Origin of the sequence: Massilia sp. CCM 8734 (genome assembly GCF_011682155.1) — a bacterium.
Lineage (GTDB): Bacteria > Pseudomonadota > Gammaproteobacteria > Burkholderiales > Burkholderiaceae_D > Telluria_A > Telluria_A rubra.
In genome coordinates this window covers 14,398-33,137 of sequence record NZ_WHJI01000022.1, presented here as the reverse complement: position 1 = coordinate 33,137, position 18,740 = coordinate 14,398, and the positions used below count along the sequence as shown (strand labels likewise).

Below are 18,740 nucleotides of genomic sequence, written 5' to 3'. Positions count from 1 at the left end.
TTACGGCGTATTGACGTTCGGTTTGGCCGCCGGCGGCGCGGCGATGGCGGCGGCGCCCACTGTCTGCACCATGCTCATGGTGGTGACGTAGGTAGCCACGTCATACGGTTTGCCGTCGCGCTGGCCGGCGGTTTTGTCGGTGTGGTGCGCTTCGAGCACGTAGGTGCCTTTCCACGGCATGGCGAAGTTGACCATGCCTTGCTCATCGCTCTGCGCTTCCCTGGCCCACCCCGATTGCGCCACCGCGCCGACCTTGGTCTTGGCCAGCGGCTTACCCTGGTAGCTCAGTTGGAACTGGCCCGCCTTGCCGGTCGGGACGATGTCGAGCGTCAGGCGCGCCTGCTGCGCGGCGCTGCCGTTGACCAGGCGCGCGGCCGGGGTCCAGATCGAGCGCACGACCGTGTCGCCGGTTTTCTTTTCAAAGGCCGGGTAGTTCGCTTCTTCGGCGATGATGCTCTGGCCAACGGTTGCGCGGGCCGACAGCACGAAGGCGCCGGCGGTCTTGTCGAGTTTCAGCGTGCGGGCGGCGCCGGCGCCGACCAGGGTGGCGCTTGGCGCGACGAATTTGTCGAGCAGGCCGGGCGAGGCTTCGCGCAGGTTGTCGCCGAATTCACCAAAATAGACGGAGGCGGTCTTGCCATCCTGTTCGATCCAGATCTGGTGCGCGTTGGCGCTGGCAAAAGCGCCGCACAGCAAGGTGGCGAGGAGGGAGCGTGCGAGCTGGTTCATGGTTTGTCCTTGTTGTGATTAGTATTGATAACGCAGGTTGGCCGACACCGAACGCGGCTCGCCGTAATAGCCGCCGTTGTAGAACCCGACCTTGCGGTAGTAGGTTTTGTCGAGCAGGTTATTGATATTCACGCCGGCCGAGAGCTGGCGCGTGATCTGGTAGCGGCCCATCAGGTTGAGCAGCGTGTACGCCGCCTGGCTGGTGCGCACCTTGCCGGCCGGGCTGGTGGCCATTACATAGATCTCGCTCTGCCAGTTCACGCCGCCGCCGATCGTCACATCGCGCCATTCGCCCGGCAGGCGCCAGGTGCTGGTCAGGCGCACCATGTCGCGCGGCTGGATCGTGTTGACCAGGACGTTCTTGGCGTTGCGCGAGGTGCTGCGCGTGACGCCGGCCGCAAGCTGCCAGCCCGTCAACGGCGAGCCCGATACCTCTGCTTCGATACCACGGCTTTTGGTGCCCTTGCCGGTCGAGATGTAGGGACGGGTGCCATCCGCCAGGAACACGCCTTGGGGCACCGAGCTGTCTTCCTCGCCCAGGTTGTCCTGCTTCGCTTCGAACACGGCGACGGCGGCGTTCAGGCGGCCGCCGAAAAATTCGGCCTTCACGCCCGCTTCCACGTTGCTGCCGGTGACCGGGTCAAGGAAGTTGTTATCCTTGTCCTTGTAGTTCTGCGGCTTGAACAAGTCGCTGTAGCTGGCGTACAGCGAGGTGTTCGGGGCCAGGTCGAACACCACGCCGGCGTACGGCGTGAGCACGTCCTTCGATGCGTAGCGCCCGGTGGCGTTGACAAACCCGCCGCTGGTGTTGAAGTTGTCGGTGCGGGTCTTCCAGGTGCTCAGGCGCGCGCCGCCGATCACCTGCAGCGGATCGGCCAGGCGCAGGCGCGCCGCCAGGTAGGCGCCCGACTGCTCCGTCACCGCTGCGCTGCTCGCGCCGGTGCGCCAGCTTGTCGGTTGCGGCACCTTGCCGGTCCAGTTGCGCAAGTCCGGAATCGCCAGCGAAAACGGCAACGGATCTTCGGTGGCGACCGCAGGGCTCACGCCCTCGCGGCGCCAGCCGTTCCAGCCAGCGACCAGTTCGTGCTTGCGGCCGAACAGGGTAAAGCCGCCGGTGGCGTACAGGTCCAGGTTATCCTGTGTTTCTTCATACGGAAAAGCGCCTATCCACGCGGTCAGGCCGCTGCCGTCGCGGTTCGGATAGCCGCTGCCACCGTAGAACAGGGCGCCGTCGGAAGTCGAATCGAGCCGGTTGTACGAGACTTTCACCTTCCAGTCGTCGTTGATGCGGTGTTCGAGGTTGGCGTACACATTGCGGTAGGTGCGCTCCCAGCTGCTCCACTCGGCCGCCACGTTGAAGGAACGCGGCAGCTTGGCCGGCGTGCCGTCGCTGAAGAACAGCGGGGTGGTGCCCCAGGTCGTGCCTTTCGGCGTGTTGTGCTGGTAGTCGGCGCCGACGGTCAAGAGGCTGTCGCGGCCCAGGTCAGCCTCGACCAGCACGCCGGCGACAATTTTGCGCTCCTTGTACAGGTCCAGGTGCGAATGGCGGTTCTGCACCACGCCAATCAAGCTTGCGCGCACCGTCCCTGCTTCATTCAAGGGCGCCGAGATGTCGGCCTGCACGCGCCGCATGTCCCACGAGCCCACATTGACCGAGGACGAGCCGCTCAATTGGCGCGTCGGGCGCTTGTGCACCATGTTGATGGTGGCAGACGGATCGCCCGCGCCGGTGACCAGCCCCGTCGCGCCGCGCACCACCTCGATGCGGTCGTACAGCGCGGTGTCGAACAGGGCGCTGTTGCCCGAGCTGTAGTTGGCGGCCACGCCGTCGACCTGGAAGTTACTGATCGAAAAACCGCGCGACGAGAAGCCGGTGCGCTCGGTGTCGTTCTCCTGCACGGTGATGCCGGGTGTTTGCACCAGCACGTCGGCGATGCTGGTCAGGTTCATGTCGTCCATGCGCTGGCGCGTGATGACGGTGACCGACTGCGGCGTTTCGCGCAGCGACAAGTTAAAGCGCGTGGCGGTGCTGGCGGCGCGCGCGCCGTAAGAGGTGCTGTCGTCCGTGTCGCCGCGGATTTCGACGACGCTGACGGGAGCGTCATCAAGCGCGGCTTCAGGGGCGGCGGCATGCGCGGCGCCGGCCAGGGAAAACAGCAGCGCCGAGCGGACGGCCAGCGCGAGGGGATGTAAAGTCATGTTCATTCAGGGAAGCTTAAAAAGTGTAGCGGGCGCTCAAGGCGACGGCGCGGCGTTGGCCGTAGAAGCAGTCGCCACGGGCCAGGCAGGTCGAAATCTGGACCTTGTCGGTCAGGTTGGTGACGTTGAGCGCCACCCGCAGCGGTCCGCTGCTGTACGAGAGCATGGCGTCAAGCAGGGTGATGTCGGGCGTTTCGAGTTGATCGAGGCCGTCCATCGAGGAGCCGAGGTAGCGCACGCCGGCGCCTGCGCTAAAGCCATCCCGCTGCGCCACCGTGAAACGGTGCGTGAGCCAAGCCGACACGTTGTGCTTGGGGATTCCGCTCAGGCGCTTGCCGTTGTCGGCGCCGTTGCTGCGCGAGACGGTGGCATCGGTGTAGGCGTAGCCGGCGGTCCAGTCCCAGTCGCGGCCCAGGTTGCCTACGCTTTCCAGTTCCAGCCCGCGCACGTGTACTTCGCCGATCTGGATGCTGTTTTGCGGGTTGGCCGGGTCGCTGGTCTTGCGGTTGGTGTCGCGCAGGTCGTACACGGCCAAAGTGGTCATCAGGTTGCGGCCGGGTGGCTGCCATTTCAGGCCCGCTTCCCACTGCTCGCCGCGCTGCGGCTGGAACGCTTTGCCAGCCAGGTCCACGCCACCCAACGGCAAAAACGATTCCGCGTAGCTGACGTACGGCGACCAGCCGCCGTCGGCCAGGTACAGCAGGCCCACGCGCTTGGTGTTGGCGCTGTCGTCGGTGCGCGCGCTGGCGCGCCCTTCGACATCGTTGCTCACGCCATCGTGGCGCAGGCCGAGCACCGCTACCCATTTCGGGCCGTACTTGACCTGGTCTTGCACGTAGTAGCCGTTCTGGCGCAGCTTGGTGTCCGGCAGGTGGGCCAGCGATGCCGGCGCGGTGTAGTTGCCGTACACCGGCGCGTACACGTCGAGCGGGGCGGCCGCGCCACGGCCGCTGGCCTGGCGTGTTTCGACGCGCTGCACGTCGGCCCCGAACAGGATCGTGTGCTGCAGCGGACCGGTGGCCAGCTTGCCTTCGAACTGGGTGTCGACCATCAGCGTTTCCAGGTTGTTCAGGTTCTGGGTCAGGTCGCGGTTGATGGTGCGCTGGTCGGCGTTGAACACCGGCCGCGCCGGGCGCCCGGTCGCCGCAACGGCGGTGAAGCTGGTGTAGGCGCTGCGGTAATCGACTTCGCTTTTGGTTTTGCGCAGGGTCTGGCGCACGCTCAGGGCATCGTTGAAGCGGTGGCTGAACAGGTAGCCGAGCGCGGTCTGCTCGGTGTCGTAGGCGTCGTAGCCCGGTTCGCCGGTGAAAAGGCTGGTCGGAATCTGGCCGAATTTGGTCGGCAGCAGCGTACCTTGCCAAGGGAAGAAGCCAATCATCGAGCCGCTCTGGTCTTCCTGGCGCAGGGCCAGCAAGGTGAGCGAGGTGTTCGCATTGGGTGCCCAGGTCAGCGAGGGGGCGATCAATTTGCGGTCGTCGTCCACCATGTTCACCTGCGTGCCGCTGTTGCGGCCCACGGCGACCAGGCGCGCCAGCCAGTGGCCGTCGTTGTCCAGCACCTGGTTGATGTCGAGCGAAACCTGCTTGCGGCTGTTGCTGCCGATTTGTACCTGCACTTCGCGCTGCGAGCTTGCCATTGGCCGCTTGGAGACCAGGTTGACCACGCCGCCGATGCCGCCCTGGCCGTACAGGACCGACGACGGCCCGCGCAGCACTTCGACCCGCTCCAGGGTGTACGGGTCGGGACGGGTGGTGTTATAGCTGCCGAAGTTCGATTGCACGCCGTCCTGCAGCAAGGCCGGATTGCCGCCGCGCGAGGTGACCGCGTCGGCGCGGCTGTCGAAGTAGCTCGATACCAGGCCGGCGCTGTAGTTCAGGGTCTGGCGCAGGGTTTGCGCGCCTTGTTCCTCGAAGCGTTCGCGCGGGATCACGGTGATCGACTGCGGGGTTTCGATCAGCGGCGTATCGGTCTTGGTGCCGGCGCCGCTGCGGCGGGCGACGTAACCGTTGTCTTCCTTCTTGCCGTCGACCGTGATGACCGGCATGGCGATGGCGGCGGCATCGTCGGCGACGTCGTTGGCGAACGCCAGCGAGCCGGGAGCGGCCAATGCGGCGAATATCAGGGCCGAGCGGACCGCTGTGGCCAGGGGAAGGGGATTACAGTGCGCGGCGCCGGCGTACGCCGGGCCGAAAGGTGTGTGGTGCGCCATGGAGCCATCCTTGAGAAGAGTGCAATGGCTGGCTGAACGATCCGGCGGCTGGCTGTTGAATGAGAATTATTCTCAATTATAGCCGTTTGATTCCATTCAGGCAATGGTGCTTTATGCTAAACGGCTGAACAAGAGGGGCAAGGTCATTTCTGCGCCGGCTTCGATTTTGAGCGATATCATATCGTCGGCGCGGGTTTTACCAAGGTTGACGGCGGCAATCGGCTTGCCGGTCTCGAACGCCATGCGACAGAATCGAAAGCCCGAATAGACCACCAGCGAGGAACCGATGACCAGCAGGGCGTCGGCGTCGCTCATCCGTTCGAGCGCGTCGCGCGTCACGTCGGCGGGCACGCCGTCGCCGAAAAACACCACGTCGGGTTTGAGCGTACCGCCGCAGTGCACGCAGTACGGCAGGTGGAATTCGGCCAGCGCATCGGGTTCGAGGTGGGCGTCGCCGTCCGGCGCGGGCGTGGCCACGGCCCCGGCCAGCGCCGGATTGGCCTCGACCAGCTGCTCCTGCACGAAGGTGCGCGGAAAGCTGGCGTGGCAGTCGAGGCAAACGACCTTGTGGATGTTCCCGTGCAGTTCGAGGACATCGGCGCTGCCGGCGCGCTGGTGCAGGCCATCGACGTTCTGCGTCATCAGGGCGCCGAGTTTGCCGAGCGCTTGCAGCTGCGCCAGCGCGACGTGGCCGGCGTTCGGCGCGGCGGCGGACAAGGCCGGATAGCCGACCATGCTGCGCGCCCAGTAGCGCTTGCGCACAGCCTCCATCTTGCGGAACTCAGGCCCCTGGACCGGCGTTCTGCCGCGCCGCACGCCATCGCGGTCGCGGTAGTCGGGAATGCCCGACGCGGTGCTCATGCCGGCGCCGCTCAAGACCAGGATGCGCCGGTGCCGCTCGACGAAACCGGCAAGGGCGTCGCCGTCAGCAGTCATGCGAATGCACCACCAGTTCATCGAAGCCGGATGCGGCGTCGGGCGCGCGCGCAAAGCGGTGGCCGGGCAGCAGGGCGATCAAGATTTCGGCCGTGGTGCGGATGGTGCAGCCGGCCAGCACGTGGCCGCCCAGCACGCGCCCGGCGGCATCGGCCAGCGCCATGTGCAGGTGCGGGCCGTCCGGCGAGAGCGAGCCGGCCAGGGTGAGGATTTCGATGTCGCCTTGCAGATCTGTCGCCTCAAGCGCCCCGGCCAGGCGCAGGCGCGCGCCGCGCAGGCTGCCGATGCCCTGCAAAACGAAGCCGGCCTGCGCGCCTTGTTCGGCCAGCACGCCGGCCAGGGCCGCGCGCAAGTCCTGCCCCGGCGTGAGTCTGAGAGGAAGTGTCTTCATGAACCAGATTCTACCCGGCCTTGCGGCGCGACGAGAACACGATCCCGCCGACGATCAGCGCAAACGCGACACCGTGGTACAGGTGCGGCAGTTCGCCCAGGAACGCCGAGGACATCATGGCCGCGAACAGCGGGGTCAGATTGGTGAAGAAGGCGCCCACGCTCGGTCCGGCGCGCTGCACGCCCGCGCCCCAGCAGCGGAAGGCGATAATGGCCGGGCCGATGGCGACGTACATCAGGGCCGCGCAAACGGTCCAGCTCCAGTGGATGGCTACTGCGCCGCCGGCCCATTCGACGCCGGCGAACAGGCCCGACCACATGACGCCGTAGATCACCTGGGCCAGCAAAAAGGCGGCCCAGTCGGCGCGCACGGCGGACGGATCTTTTTGCTGCGTCAGCAGCCAGCTGTAGAAGGACCAGGCGATGGTCGCCAGGATCATGTACAGGTCGCCGGCGACGAGGCGCATGGCGGCCAGCTGGTTCCAGTCGCCCCGGCACAGCACCACCAGCACGCCGACGATCGACATGGCCGCGCCGATGACTTGCTGGCGCCCGACCTTGACGCCGAAGAACAGTGCGCCGATGGCCAGCATCCAGACCGGCATGCCGGCGGCGACCAGGGTGACGTTGATCGGGGTGGAACTTTGCAGGGCCAGGTACTGGAGCGAGTTATACAGGCCGATGCCGAGCAGGCCGAGGAGGGCGAAGCGGCGCCAGTTGGCGCGCAGGGCATCGCTGGCGAACAGGCGACGGCCCAGCGGCAGCAGGATCAGCATGGCGATCGACCAGCGCAGCAGGTTGAGCGTCATCGGCGGCACCGCCTCGCGCACCAGGCGCCCGACGATGGCGTTGCCTGCCCACAGAAGCGGGGGCAGGGTCAGCAAACCGATGGTGGAGGGGGACAGTTTTTGGTTCATGGCCGCGCCGTTCGCGGGAACGACGTTAACGGCGTGGAGGGGTGAGCACGCTCGGCAAGGCCTTCGGCAAGGTGTTCGGATAATCGCGGCTGAAATGCAGGCCACGGCTCTCGCGCCTCGTCAGCGCGCTGTTGACGATCAGCGAGGCCACATCGACCAGGTTGCGCAGTTCCAGCAAATCGTGCGTGATGCGGAAGTTGCGGTAGTACTCGTCGATTTCTTCCTTGAGCAGCGCAATGCGGTGCTGTGCGCGTTCCAGGCGCTTGGTGGTGCGCACGATGCCGACGTAATTCCACATGAAGCGGCGCAATTCGTCCCAGTTGTGGGCGATCACGACTTCCTCGTCGGCGTTGGTGACGCGGCTTTCATCCCAGGCCGGCAGGTCGCGCGTTTCGCCTTTCGGCATGGCGGCGATTTCGTGCGCGCAGGCGCGGCCGACCACCAGGCATTCGAGCAGCGAATTGCTGGCCAGGCGGTTGGCGCCGTGCAGCCCGGTGCAGGCGGTTTCGCCGACCGCGTACAGGCCCGGCACGTCGGTGCGCCCGGCCAGGTCGGTGACGATGCCACCGCAGGTGAAGTGTACTGCGGGCACCACCGGAATCGGTTCCTTGGTGATGTCGATGCCCAGCTCCAGGCAACGCGCGTAAATGGTCGGGAAGTGCTCCTTGAGGAATTCCGGCGACTGGTGGCTGATGTCGAGATTGACGTAATCGAGGCCGCGTTTTTTCATCTCGAAGTCGATGGCGCGCGCCACCACGTCGCGCGGGGCCAGTTCGCCACGCTCGTCGTACATCGGCATGAAGCGCGTGCCGGCGGCGGCGCCCGCTTCCGGCGGCAACTTGAGCAGGCCCCCTTCGCCGCGGATCGCTTCGGTGATCAGGAAGGACTTGGCGTACGGGTGATACAGGCAGGTCGGGTGGAACTGGATGAATTCCATGTTCGAGACGCGGCAGCCGGCGCGCCAGGCCATGGCGATGCCGTCGCCGGTCGCGGTGTCGGGATTGGTCGTATACAAATACACCTTGCCGGCGCCGCCGGTGGCCAGCACCGTGTGCTCGGCTTCGAAGGTCAGCACCTGGCCGGTTTTTTCATCCTGCACGTACAGGCCGTAGCAATGCGGCTGGCCGGCGCTGGCGGCGGCCGGCTTCGGCCCCAGTTTGTCGGAGGTGATCACGTCGATCGCGCAGTGCTGCTCGAACAGGCTGATATTCGGATGCGCACGCACCTTTTGCTCGAGCGTGACCTGGACCGCGTGGCCGGTGGCGTCGGCCGCGTGAATGATGCGGCGCTGGCTGTGGCCACCTTCGCGGGTCAGGTGAAAGCCCATTTCGGCGGTCGCGTCGCGCGTGAACGGCACGCCCTGGTCGATCAGCCATTCGATCGCTTCGCGCCCGTGTTCGACGATGAAGCGGGTGGCCGCTTCGTCGCACAAGCCACCGCCGGCCACCAGGGTGTCGTCGATGTGCTGGGCGTGGCTGTCGCCCGAGTCGAGCACCGCGGCGATGCCGCCCTGGGCCCAGTTGCTGGCTCCGTCGAGCAGCGCCCGCTTGGAGATGATGGCCACGGTGCGCGTTTGCGCAAGATGCAGGGCAACCGACAGACCGGCCAGTCCGCTGCCGACAATAGCGACGTCAAATTTCATGTTGAGCGAGTAATAGGTATCGAAGCATCACTATAGTCTATTTGGCTGGACCGTGTCTGGCCTTCAAGAAATGCCCGGAAATGCTTGTTTCTAGTCAATACCTCTTGTGTGTCTGTAAGCGATTATTTACCACGCCGTGTCGTCTGGCATGGAGGCAACAAGCATCGCTGGCATGGGGGAAGCGTGATCCGGATTTTCAGTCACTATGTATCCAAAATGGCGTTCGTGCTGTTGTTGCTCGAACTGTTGATGTTGCTCGCGTCGGCCAGCGTGGCCTCGGTGCTGTGGTTTTCGGACCAGCATGGCAATTTCAGGGCCGATAACCTGTACCTGTCCTCGCTGACGTTCGCGCTGGTGATCATTTTCAGCATGAGCGCGCTCGGGATGTACCAGCATAGTTCGCGCGAGGGCATCCGCACCACCTTGATCCGCATCATGCCCTCGTTTGCATTGGGCTTCGGGCTGCTTTCCGCCCTGATCGCGGTGCGCCCGGAGTTCTATTTCGGGCGCGGCATCAGCAGTGTGATTTTCGCCATCGGCGCCACCGCCGTGGTGCTCACGCGCCTGGTGGTGTTCAAGTCGGCCGAATCGGCGCTGCTCGAAGCGCGCCTGATTTTTGTCGGCAGCGGCCCGCTGGCGCGCGAATGCATGGATCTGGCGCACAGCAAGATCGGCTTTCACCAGTTCAGCGTGGTCGGCTGCGTGCCGATCGCCGGCGAAGACAGTTGCGTGCCGGCCTCGCAGCTGCTGCCGGTGGGCGAGTCGCTGCTGTCGATGGCGCGCCGCTACGAAGCGCGCGAACTGGTGGTGACGGTGACTAACCGGCGCAGCAAGGAGTTCCCGGTGCGCGAGCTGCTGGCCTGCGCGCTCGGCGGCGTGCGCGTGACCGATGCGGCCACTTTTTTCGAGCGCGAAGCGTGCCAGATCCGGCTCGATTCGCTGCAGCCGAGCTACCTCATTTTCGGCGGCGGTTTCGACCAGAGCTTCTGGCGCGCCAGCGTCAAGCGCAGCTTCGACCTGGTTGCCAGCGGCTTGATCACCCTGGTCTCGCTGCCGCTGATGCTGGTCGCCGCCGCCGCCATCGTTTTGGAAGACGACGGGCCGGTGTTCTACCAACAGGAGCGGGTCGGCAAGGATGGCGCGATCTTCAATGTGCTCAAGTTCCGCAGCATGCGCAAGAACGCCGAGGCCCCTGGCGTGCCTACCTGGGCCGCCGCCAACGATCCGCGCGTGACCCGGGTCGGTCATTACCTGCGCATGCTGCGCATCGACGAGCTGCCGCAAATGCTCAACGTCTTCAAGGGCGAGATGAGTTTCGTCGGCCCGCGCCCGGAACGCGCGTTCTTCGTCGACCAGCTGGCGCGCGATATCCCTTACTACAACGTGCGCCACAGCATCAAGCCGGGCGTGACCGGCCTGGCCCAGGTGCGCTATCAGTACGGCGCCTCGGTCGAAGACGCGATCCAGAAACTGCAGTACGACCTCTATTACGTCAAAAACAATAGCCTGTTCCTCGATCTGCTGATCCTGATCGATACGGTGCAGGTGGTTTTGCTGGGCAAGGGAAGCCGCTGAAGGCGACCCGTCTCTTACAAGGAGCTGCATCATGGGCAAAAAGAAGCTGTTGGTAGTCGAGGATGACAAGGGCCTGCAAAAGCAGCTGCGCTGGAGCTTCGACGGCTACGATGTCTTGATCGCCGAGGACCGCGAGAGCGCCCTGGCGCAGTTGCGCCGGCACCGGCCCGCTGTGGTGACGCTCGACCTGGGCCTGCCGCCCGATCCGGACGGCGCCACCGAGGGCCTGGCCACTTTGCAGGCGCTGCTGGCCGAGACGCCCGACACCAAGGTGATCGTCTTGTCGGGTAACCAGGAGCGCGCGCACGCGCTCAAGGCGATCGGGATGGGCGCCTACGACTTTCACCAGAAGCCGTTCGACCCCGACACCCTCAAGCTGGTGGTGGAGCGGGCCTACTACCTGCACGCGATGCAGGAAGAGAACCAGCGCATGCTGCAGATCGGGTCCGACTCGCCGCTGGCGCGCATCGTCACGCGCGATCCGGGCATGCTGCGCCTGTGCCGCAGCGTCGAAAAACTGGCGCCGTCGTCGGCCACGGTGATGCTGCTGGGGGACTCCGGCAGCGGCAAGGAGCTGTTTGCGCGCGGCCTGCACGACCTGTCGGCGCGCCACGACAAGCGTTTTGTCGCGATCAACTGCGCCGCGATTCCGGCCGACCTGCTAGAGAGCGAATTGTTCGGCCACGAAAAAGGCGCGTTTACCGGGGCCGGCCAGCAAACCCTCGGCAAGATCGAGATGGCGCAGGGCGGCACGTTCTTCCTGGACGAAATCGGCGACATGGCGATGGCGCTGCAAGCGAAGCTGCTGCGCTTCGTGCAGGAACGCGTGATCGAGCGCATCGGCGGGCGCAGTGAAATCGCGATCGATGCGCGCATCGTCTGCGCCACCCACCAGGACTTGCCCAAACTGGTGCGCGAGGGACGCTTTCGCGAGGATCTGTACTACCGCCTGAGCGAAGTGGTGCTGGCCATTCCGCCATTGCGCGAACGGGTCGGCGACGCCGTGCTGCTGGCGCACCATTTCAAGCACCAGGCCAGCCTGATGGAGCGGCGCAGCGTGCCGGCGTTTACCGAAGGCGCGGTGCTGGCGATCGAGCAGTATGGCTGGCCGGGTAACGTGCGCGAGCTGGAAAACTGCATCCGGCGCGCGGTGATCATGGCCGAAGGGCCGCAGATCAGCGCGCGCGACCTGGGCCTCGGCGGCGTGCCGCAGCCGGACGCCCCGGTCAACCTGCGCCAGGTGCGCGACGCCGCCGAATACAAGGTGATGGTCACCGCGCTGGCGCGCACCAACGGGTCGATCGTCAAGACGGCCGAGCTGCTCGGCGTGAGCCGCCCGACCCTGTACGACCTGATGCACCATCACGGCATCAGGATCTCGCCGTGACGTTCCCCATCCATATCACCACGACGCGATCCAGTTCGCGCTGATCTCCGCCACTTCGTCACGCCACGCACGGCTGGCGAAGGTGCGGCCGGCGCCGGCGATGGTGACGCACTTGCAGCGCAGCTCATGGCGCGCGACCAGGGCTGGCAACTGCTGCGCGGCCGGGTCGCCGCCGCCGAGGATCACCAGCGCCGCGCCGTCGAAGCCAACCAGTCCCGCCAGCACGCGCTGCGCCAGCGCGCCCGGCCCGGCTTCGGCTTCGCCCTCGCGCGGCGCGACCCGGGGATTGAGCAGCACCACGCCCGAAACGCGCTGGTCGGCCTGCGCGTAACGCAGGGCGGCCATGGCGGCGTCGCCCAGGCCCCACAGCACCAGTTCGCGCATCTCTGGCACCTGGGCGAAGAAGGCGCGGGCGGCGGCATGCATGTCCTCGCCCACGGCGTCGAGGGAGCGCGCCTCGCCCTCGCTGTCGCCCATGCCGCGGTGGTCGAAGCGCAGCACCGGGATGCCGCGCCCGGCCAGCACCCGCGCCAGCAAGGTGAAATGGCGGTGATGGCCGATGCGGTATTGCGGGCCGCTGGTGACGACCAGTACGCCGCGTGAGAGCGGGCGTTCGGGCAGGTCGAGGATGCCGATCAGGGAACTGCCCTGGCAGGTGAACTGCACTACGCGTTGTTCGGCAAACATTAGTCATCCCCCGTAAAGACTGCACTGGTGGCGGCCAGCAGGGCCGGGCACTCGGCGATGTCGTTGGGGCCCCAGAACGGCAGCCCCTCGATCGCGTGGAAGTGCAGGGTGGTCCCGCGGGCGTTCCAGCGCCGCGCGATGCGCTCGGCGCTGGCGGCCAGGCGCGCCGGCGCCGGCGAGCCGCTGGCGAACCAGTGCACCTGGCAGGGCGGCAGCGGCAGCGCGGCGGCGTCGCAGGCGTCGATGGCGCACGCCAGCGGCGCGGTCAGTTCGTAGCCGCCCACTTCGAGCATGCCGCGCATGCTCAGCTCGGCGCGCAGTTGGCCGGTGGTGCCCAGCAGGGAAGGATCGGCCGGGTCGGCGCTGCGCATGCGCGCGGCCAGGTCCTGGCGCAAAAACTGGTTGATGCAGGTACGCCCGTTAAGGAATGGCTGCCACAGGATGACGCCGTCGACCGCCATGCCGCAGGCGGCGTCCAGGGCCAGCAGGCCGCCCAGGCGCAAACCCCACAGGTGCATCGGGCCGCCGCCGGCGCGCTCGCTCAGCCAGGCGCCCGCGATGGCCAGGTCGCGCTTCCAGATGTCCCAGCGCGCCAGGCTGAGGTCGCCGCAACTATCGCCGCAGCCGAACAGGTCGATCTGCAGCACTGCGTAGCCGGCCGCCGCGAACCGGCGCGCTTGCAGGGTGGCCATGCGGCGCGCCTTGTTCAGTTCGTCCGCGAAGGGATGCACGTACAGGATCGCTCCGCGCGCGCGTACATGGGGTGCGGGCGCGTGATACAGGCTCAAACGGGTGCCGGGATCGACATCGAAAAAGAACGGGTACACGCGCGGTAGCGGCAACAGGGGCGCATTCATGGTGTTCGGATCTCCTGTACGGTCCCCGGCAGCCGGTCGGGACCCAATATTGCGGGCGCGCTGCGGTTGAAATGGTCGGTTCCCTCGCCCCTGTCGTGTCCGCGGAACCGGTTTCATTAAACACCCCGCAAATTGCGCGCCTCTTGAGCGCGCACAAGCTCAAGAGTGCCGTGCGCTTGTTTGACCCGCGTCAAGGACAGCGTGGCCGTTTTTCTCAATCATTGATTCCATTGAGAAACAATTTATGAGGAAACTATATGGCCCAGCTTGTACACGAACTGATCACCGAGGCCGCGCGCCGCACGCCGCAGGCGCTGGCCTTGCGCTATCTCGACAACAGCCTTGGGTATGCCCAGCTGGCGCGCTATATCGACGTGGCGGCGCAGGGCTTGCTGGGCTTGGGACTGGCGCGCGGCGAACGGGTCGCCGTGTTTCTCGATAAATGCGAGGAGACGGTGCTGGCCCTGTTCGGCGCGGCCGCCGCCGGGCTGGTGTTCGTGCCGGTCAATCCCTTGCTGAAACCGGCCCAGGTCGGCCATCTGCTGCGCGACTGCGGCGCCCGCGTACTGCTCACCTCACCGGGACGGCTGGCGGCGCTCGACCTGGAACTGGGCCAGTGCCCGGCGCTGCGCTGCGTGCTGCAGACCGGTCGCGAGGATGGCATGCTGCCCGGGCTGGGCGTGCTCGGCTGGGATGGCTGGATGCGGCGCGCCGCCGCCGCGCCCATGCTCCCCGCGCACCGGCGCATCGAGACCGACATCGCGGCGTTGCTGTACACCTCGGGCGAGAGCGGCGCGCCCAAGGGCGTGGTGGTGTCGCACCGCAACCTGGTGGCGGGCGCGGCCAGTGCGGCCGCCGAGCTCGGGCACACGGCGCAAGACCGCATCCTGGCGCTCTTGCCGCTCAGCCTGGCCTACGGCCTGAGCCAGTTGACCAGCGCGTTCGCGGCCGGCGCCGCCGTGGTGCTGATGAACCCGCTGTTGACGCGCGATATACCCGAGCTGGTGGCGCGCGAACGCATCACCGGTCTGGCCGCGCTGCCGCCCTTGTGGATCCAGCTGGCCGACTTGCACTGGAGCGCGCCGTGCAGCCTGCGTTACCTGACCAGTTCGGGCGGGGTGCTGCCGCGCGCGACCCTGGACGCGCTGGGCCGGGGCCTGCCGCAGGCGCGCCTGTACCAGATGTTCGGGATGACCGAGGCGTTCCGCTCGACCTGCCTGCGGCCGGAGCAGCTCGCGCTGCGCCCGGATTCGATCGGCAAGGCCATTCCCAACGCCGAAGTGCTGGTGCTGCGGCCCGACGGCCAGCCGTGCGCGCCGGGCGAGCCGGGCGAGCTGGTGCACCGCGGCCCGCTGGTGGCGCTCGGCTACTGGAACGACGCGGCGCGCACGGCCGAGCGCTTCCGCCCGCTGCCGTCGCGCGACGGGTTGCCGCTGGCCGAGCTGGCGCTGTGGTCGGGCGACACGGTGCGCACCGATGAGGAGGGGTTCTTGTACTTTATCGGGCGCAGCGACGAAACCATCAAGACCGGCGGCTACCGGGTCAGCCCGAGCGAGATCGAGGAAGTCCTGTACGCGACCGGGATGGTGGAGGAAGCGGCGGCGCTGGGGCTGGACCATCCGGTGCTGGGCCAGTCGATCGCGCTGGCGGTCACGGCGCGCTCGGGATGCCTGCTGGACCCGGCGGCGCTGCTGGCCGCCTGCCGCGCCAAACTGCCTTTCTACATGATGCCGCTGCTGGCGCAAGTGCGCGCGGCGGCCTTGCCGCGCAGTCCAGACGGCGCCTTCGACCGGCGCCTGCTGGCCGCGCAGATGGCGGGCGCGGCCTGATTGCCGGGCAGCGCCGGAGCGCGCTTTATGCGCGCGTGAACAGATTGCCGGCCATGCGCAGCAGAAAGCCGCCATTGCCCTGCTCGCAGGGTGTGAAGCGCGGCAGGGCGAACAGGTCGCTGCCGCTGCGGGCCGCGCCGCGCGCGCTGCCGACGGCCGCCTCGAAGCCCTGGGCGCGCAGCATCAGGCCGTGGCGCTGCTCGAAATCCTCGCCCGGCTTGCCGCTCGGGTAGGCGAACAGCTTTACGCGCGCCCGGATCAGCTCTTCGATGCGGCGCTGGCCCTCGGCGATTTCGGCACGCGCGGCGGCGTTCGAGAGGCTCGAGAGCACCGTGTGGTGCAAGGGATGGGCGCCGATGTCCATGCCGGCGCGGTGCAGGGCCAGCAACTGGTCGGAACTCATCATGGTCGGGGTCGGGCGGCGCGCCATCGACAGGGCGCGCGCCAGGCGCTCGGCCGGCGGCAGCAGGCGCAGCGCGGCCAGCAGCATCTCGATCACGGCGCGGCGCCGCACCGGGCAGCCGATGTCGTAACTGGCAAAGCCGCAGCGCCCGAGATTGAGGCGCTCGCCCGGCGCGTTGCGCACCACTTCGGTAACGATGTCGCTCCAGGTGCAGCCGCCGTCGAGATAGCCGGCGGCGACGAAGAACGTGGCCGGCACGCCATAGCGCTGCAACAGGGGCAGGGCGACCGAGGCGTGCTCGGCGTAGCCGTTGTCGAAGGTCAGGCAGGCGGCGCGCGCCGGCAAGGTGCCTTCGGCCAGGTGGGTGACGGCGCGCGAGAGCGGCATCAGGCGGAACCAGCGGCGCAACAGGCGCAGCTGCTGCTCGAAGCGGCGCGCGTGCAGGCACTCGGGAAACAAGGGGTCGGGCGTGGCCAGCACGCGCTGGTAAATGAGAATTGAAAGCGGAACGCGCATGGAATTTTCTTTGGTGAAACTACTTGACTTGCCTCAATGATGCGCCTGTGCCCGTCGGTACACTGAAACTCTTAAGTTGAGGCAATACTAAATCAGCGCGGGTGGCCACTTGTTGAGTATTCTCATGCCGCCCGCCTTGCTGGTCCCCGGCGACCGGCCCGTGTTGACAATGGAGGCGTGCATGCGTATCGGAATTTTGTCTTATCCCATGCTGTTCGAACGCGAAGACGGCGTCCAGCAGCAGGTCCGCGAAACCATCCGTGCGCTGGTGCGGCTGGGGGCGCAGGAGGGGTCCGGAATCGCGGTGGAACTGGTCAATCCCTACGCCAGCCGACTCGAGGAGTTCGACCTGATCCACGTGTTCTCGGCCACCCACGGCAATCAGCGCTTGGTGGAAGCAGCCGTGGAGCAAGGCGTGCCGGTGGTGCTGACCCCGCTGATCGCGCCGGGCTGGAACCGCGCCAGCGGCACCAGCGCGCGCGCCGCCGACCATCGGCTGGGCAACCTGACCTCGTGGAATGTGCAGTCCGGTTACGCGCAGACCCGGCGCGCCTTGCAGCAGGCCAGCCTGATCGTGGCGCTCGGCGAAGCCGAGCAGCAAGCCATCGGCGCCGGTTTCCTGATCGACAGCGAGCGGGTGCGGGTGCTGCCGAACGGCGTCAACCCGGCCTTGCTGGCGGCCGATGGCGAGCTGTTTCGCAAACGCACCGGCATGCTCGGGCCGTTTGCGCTGATGGCCGGCCCGATTTCGCCCTACCAGAACCAGCTGGCGATGGCGCAGGCCATGGCGGCGCTGTCGCTGCCGCTGGTGCTGGCGGGCGAGGCCGGCGAACGCGACCAGGACTATCTGCGCGCGCTGCGCACGGTGCGCGGCCTGACTTGCCTGGGCGCGCTGCGCCAGGATGAAGCGATGCTGGCCAGTACCTACGCGGCGGCGCTGTGCATCGCGCCGGGCGACGGCCAGGGAACGGCGCTGGCGCTGCGCGAGGCGCTGGCGGCCGGCTGCCCGATGCTGATCGCGCGCGACTCGCCCTTGAGCCTGGCCGGGGCCGGGTTCGCGCTGGCGCGGGTGGACTGGAACGATACCGACGCCCAGCAGCGCGCGGTGCTGCGCCTGCTGGTGTCGCCGCCGCCGCGCGAACAGGTGCGCGCGCTGGTGCGCGGCGACAGCTGGGAGCGGGTGGCGCGGCAACTGGCGGCCTGTTACGCGCAACTGCACGAGGCGCGCCAGGGCGCGCTGGCCTGTCCGTGACGCCTGCTACATGCACATGACGCAGACTACGCGTGCGCGGCCGGCCCAGGGCAACCGCCATCCGGGTGCGCCAGCGCATCGTACACGCGCAGATAGCCGCGCGCCATTTCGGGCAGGCTGTGCCTGGCGATGACCTGGCCACGCGCGCGCATGCCGTGGCGCGCCGCCATGTCCGGGATACGGCAGTAATCGGCGATGGCGGCGGCCATCAGGTCGGGCGCACGGGGCGGCACCAGGATACCGGTAAAACCGGGATGCACCAGCACCGGATTGCCGCCGACGGCGGTGGCCACCACCGGCAGCCCGGTCGCCATGGCTTCGAGGATGGTGTTGGAACTGCCTTCGGCCAGCGACGGCAGCACGAACAGGTCCATGGCGCGCAGCAGCTGGGCGATGTCGGTGCGCTCGCCCGGCAGCCAGGCGCGGTGGGCGGCGCCGGCGCGCGTGAGGGTGTCGAGACAGGCGGCGCGTTGCGGGCCGTCGCCCACGATCAAGAGGCGCATGCGCTGGTGGGCCGGATGGGGCGAGGCGATCAGGCGCAGGAAGGCTTCGACCAGGGTGGCGTAATCCTTGATTTCCTCCATGCGCCCGACGCTGCCGATGACGAAGGCGTTATCCTGCATGAAGCCGGCCGGGCCGATCGCCGCCGGCGGGCCGAGGCGCGGGTGGAACTGGATGCTGTCGACCCCGTTGGAAATCTGCGACACTTTTTCGGGCTCGGCGCCGACGCTGTCGATCAGCCAATGCTCGAGGTCGGCGCTGACGGCGATGAAGTGGCCGATCAGCGGACGCAGCAGGCGGCGCAGCAGCTTGTATTTCAGGCGTTTGCCGTACAGGTCGCTCATATCGCGGCCATGCTCGCCGTGCACGCGCAGCTTGACGCCGGCCAGGGCCGCCACCAGCTGGCCTTCGATGCCGCACAGGTTGCGCGTGTGGATCAAGTCCGGCTGCAGCGCGCGCAGGGCGCGGAACAGGCGCAGGTAATGGCCCCAGTCCTTGCCTTCGCGCTTATTCAGGCTGATGATCTCGACGCCGCGCTGCTTGATGTGCGCGTGGTACTCCGAATAATCCTTGAGGCAGACGATGGCATGCCGATAGCGTTCGGGCGGCATGTGTTTGATCAGGTTGATCAGGCCGTTTTCGAGGCCGCCGATGTCGAGCTGGTGGATCAGATGCACCACGAGGCGCGGCGGTTCAAGGGAAGTAGTCATG

At 67.2% G+C, this 18,740-nt stretch carries 15 protein-coding genes; 4 read left to right on the top strand and 11 right to left on the bottom strand.

Annotated features, from left to right (window positions below):
• The 7 genes from F2P46_RS20005 to nadB all read right to left on the bottom strand — a co-directional run bounded on the left by F2P46_RS20005 (position 1) and on the right by nadB (position 9,022).
• Positions 1–729: a DUF4198 domain-containing protein gene (locus tag F2P46_RS20005; protein WP_166893385.1), complete on the bottom strand. Its 729-nt coding sequence runs from the start codon at positions 727–729 to the stop codon at positions 1–3.
• Positions 730–747: 18 nt separating this feature from the next.
• On the bottom strand, positions 748–2,928 hold the full coding sequence (locus F2P46_RS20000; RefSeq protein ID WP_166893383.1) for a TonB-dependent siderophore receptor: 2,181 nt from the start codon (positions 2,926–2,928) through the stop codon (positions 748–750).
• A gap of 16 nt (positions 2,929–2,944) precedes the next feature.
• Positions 2,945–5,137 carry a TonB-dependent siderophore receptor gene (locus F2P46_RS19995; protein ID WP_229509367.1) on the bottom strand — a complete coding sequence of 731 codons (2,193 nt, stop codon included), beginning with the start codon at positions 5,135–5,137 and terminating at the stop codon, positions 2,945–2,947.
• A 111-nt stretch (positions 5,138–5,248) separates the two neighbouring features.
• Positions 5,249–6,073, bottom strand: coding sequence for an NAD-dependent protein deacetylase (locus F2P46_RS19990; RefSeq protein ID WP_166893381.1), 825 nt, complete (start codon positions 6,071–6,073; stop codon positions 5,249–5,251).
• Complete coding sequence (locus F2P46_RS19985; RefSeq protein WP_166893379.1) at positions 6,063–6,464, bottom strand: PPC domain-containing DNA-binding protein; 402 nt, start codon at positions 6,462–6,464, stop codon at positions 6,063–6,065. The genes F2P46_RS19990 and F2P46_RS19985 overlap by 11 nt, the downstream gene beginning before the upstream one ends.
• 10 nt (positions 6,465–6,474) lie before the next feature.
• Positions 6,475–7,380, bottom strand: coding sequence for a DMT family transporter (locus F2P46_RS19980; RefSeq protein ID WP_166893377.1), 906 nt, complete (start codon positions 7,378–7,380; stop codon positions 6,475–6,477).
• Positions 7,381–7,405: 25 nt separating this feature from the next.
• On the bottom strand, positions 7,406–9,022 hold the full coding sequence (gene nadB / locus F2P46_RS19975; RefSeq protein ID WP_166893375.1) for an L-aspartate oxidase: 1,617 nt from the start codon (positions 9,020–9,022) through the stop codon (positions 7,406–7,408).
• Positions 9,023–9,205: 183 nt separating this feature from the next.
• Between nadB and F2P46_RS19970 the strand changes: the two genes are divergently transcribed.
• Positions 9,206–10,597, top strand: a complete 1,392-nt coding sequence (locus F2P46_RS19970) for a TIGR03013 family XrtA/PEP-CTERM system glycosyltransferase (RefSeq protein ID WP_166893373.1) — start codon at positions 9,206–9,208, stop codon at positions 10,595–10,597.
• Between the two features lie 31 nt (positions 10,598–10,628).
• On the top strand, positions 10,629–11,984 hold the full coding sequence (gene prsR, locus F2P46_RS19965) for a PEP-CTERM-box response regulator transcription factor (protein WP_166893371.1): 1,356 nt from the start codon (positions 10,629–10,631) through the stop codon (positions 11,982–11,984).
• Positions 11,985–11,999: 15 nt separating this feature from the next.
• Here the strand turns inward: prsR and F2P46_RS19960 are convergent, their stop codons facing one another.
• Positions 12,000–12,671: a hydrolase 1, exosortase A system-associated gene (locus tag F2P46_RS19960; RefSeq protein ID WP_166893369.1), complete on the bottom strand. Its 672-nt coding sequence runs from the start codon at positions 12,669–12,671 to the stop codon at positions 12,000–12,002.
• The gene (locus tag F2P46_RS19955; RefSeq protein ID WP_166893367.1) at positions 12,671–13,528 is read right to left on the bottom strand and encodes a hydrolase 2, exosortase A system-associated; all 858 of its coding nucleotides are present in this window, start codon (positions 13,526–13,528) and stop codon (positions 12,671–12,673) included. Before F2P46_RS19955 ends, F2P46_RS19960 begins: the two co-directional genes overlap by 1 nt.
• Positions 13,529–13,785: 257 nt before the next feature.
• Between F2P46_RS19955 and F2P46_RS19950 the strand changes: the two genes are divergently transcribed.
• A complete protein-coding gene (locus F2P46_RS19950; RefSeq protein WP_166893365.1) occupies positions 13,786–15,357 on the top strand; it encodes an acyl-CoA ligase (AMP-forming), exosortase A system-associated in 1,572 nt (523 codons plus the stop codon).
• A gap of 25 nt (positions 15,358–15,382) precedes the next feature.
• On the opposite strand, the gene F2P46_RS19945 is transcribed toward F2P46_RS19950, so the two are convergent.
• Complete coding sequence (locus tag F2P46_RS19945; RefSeq protein ID WP_166893363.1) at positions 15,383–16,276, bottom strand: polysaccharide deacetylase family protein; 894 nt, start codon at positions 16,274–16,276, stop codon at positions 15,383–15,385.
• Positions 16,277–16,457: 181 nt separating this feature from the next.
• Here F2P46_RS19945 and F2P46_RS19940 point away from each other — a divergent pair, with 181 nt between their 5' ends.
• Positions 16,458–17,528 carry a glycosyltransferase gene (locus tag F2P46_RS19940; RefSeq protein WP_166893361.1) on the top strand — a complete coding sequence of 357 codons (1,071 nt, stop codon included), beginning with the start codon at positions 16,458–16,460 and terminating at the stop codon, positions 17,526–17,528.
• Between the two features lie 26 nt (positions 17,529–17,554).
• Here the strand turns inward: F2P46_RS19940 and F2P46_RS19935 are convergent, their stop codons facing one another.
• Positions 17,555–18,739 (bottom strand): TIGR03088 family PEP-CTERM/XrtA system glycosyltransferase, encoded by a 1,185-nt coding sequence (locus tag F2P46_RS19935; RefSeq protein WP_166893360.1) that lies wholly within the window; start codon positions 18,737–18,739, stop codon positions 17,555–17,557.
• Position 18,740 lies beyond the last annotated feature (1 nt).

Bases quoted from the DNA above. Each gene is read 5' to 3' on its own strand.
- F2P46_RS19995 (WP_229509367.1), bottom strand. From the start codon at position 5,137: ATGGCGCACCACACACCTTTCGGCCCGGCGTACGCCGGCGCCGCGCAC.
- F2P46_RS20000 (WP_166893383.1), bottom strand. From the start codon at position 2,928: ATGACTTTACATCCCCTCGCGCTGGCCGTCCGCTCGGCGCTGCTGTTT.
- F2P46_RS19945 (WP_166893363.1), bottom strand. From the start codon at position 16,276: ATGCGCGTTCCGCTTTCAATTCTCATTTACCAGCGCGTGCTGGCCACG.
- nadB (WP_166893375.1), bottom strand. From the start codon at position 9,022: ATGAAATTTGACGTCGCTATTGTCGGCAGCGGACTGGCCGGTCTGTCG.
- F2P46_RS19980 (WP_166893377.1), bottom strand. From the start codon at position 7,380: ATGAACCAAAAACTGTCCCCCTCCACCATCGGTTTGCTGACCCTGCCC.
- prsR (WP_166893371.1), top strand. From the start codon at position 10,629: ATGGGCAAAAAGAAGCTGTTGGTAGTCGAGGATGACAAGGGCCTGCAA.
- F2P46_RS19990 (WP_166893381.1), bottom strand. From the start codon at position 6,073: ATGACTGCTGACGGCGACGCCCTTGCCGGTTTCGTCGAGCGGCACCGG.
- F2P46_RS19950 (WP_166893365.1), top strand. From the start codon at position 13,786: ATGGCCCAGCTTGTACACGAACTGATCACCGAGGCCGCGCGCCGCACG.
- F2P46_RS19960 (WP_166893369.1), bottom strand. From the start codon at position 12,671: ATGTTTGCCGAACAACGCGTAGTGCAGTTCACCTGCCAGGGCAGTTCC.
- F2P46_RS19940 (WP_166893361.1), top strand. From the start codon at position 16,458: ATGCGTATCGGAATTTTGTCTTATCCCATGCTGTTCGAACGCGAAGAC.
- F2P46_RS20005 (WP_166893385.1), bottom strand. From the start codon at position 729: ATGAACCAGCTCGCACGCTCCCTCCTCGCCACCTTGCTGTGCGGCGCT.
- F2P46_RS19985 (WP_166893379.1), bottom strand. From the start codon at position 6,464: ATGAAGACACTTCCTCTCAGACTCACGCCGGGGCAGGACTTGCGCGCG.
- F2P46_RS19955 (WP_166893367.1), bottom strand. From the start codon at position 13,528: ATGAATGCGCCCCTGTTGCCGCTACCGCGCGTGTACCCGTTCTTTTTC.
- F2P46_RS19935 (WP_166893360.1), bottom strand. From the start codon at position 18,739: ATGACTACTTCCCTTGAACCGCCGCGCCTCGTGGTGCATCTGATCCAC.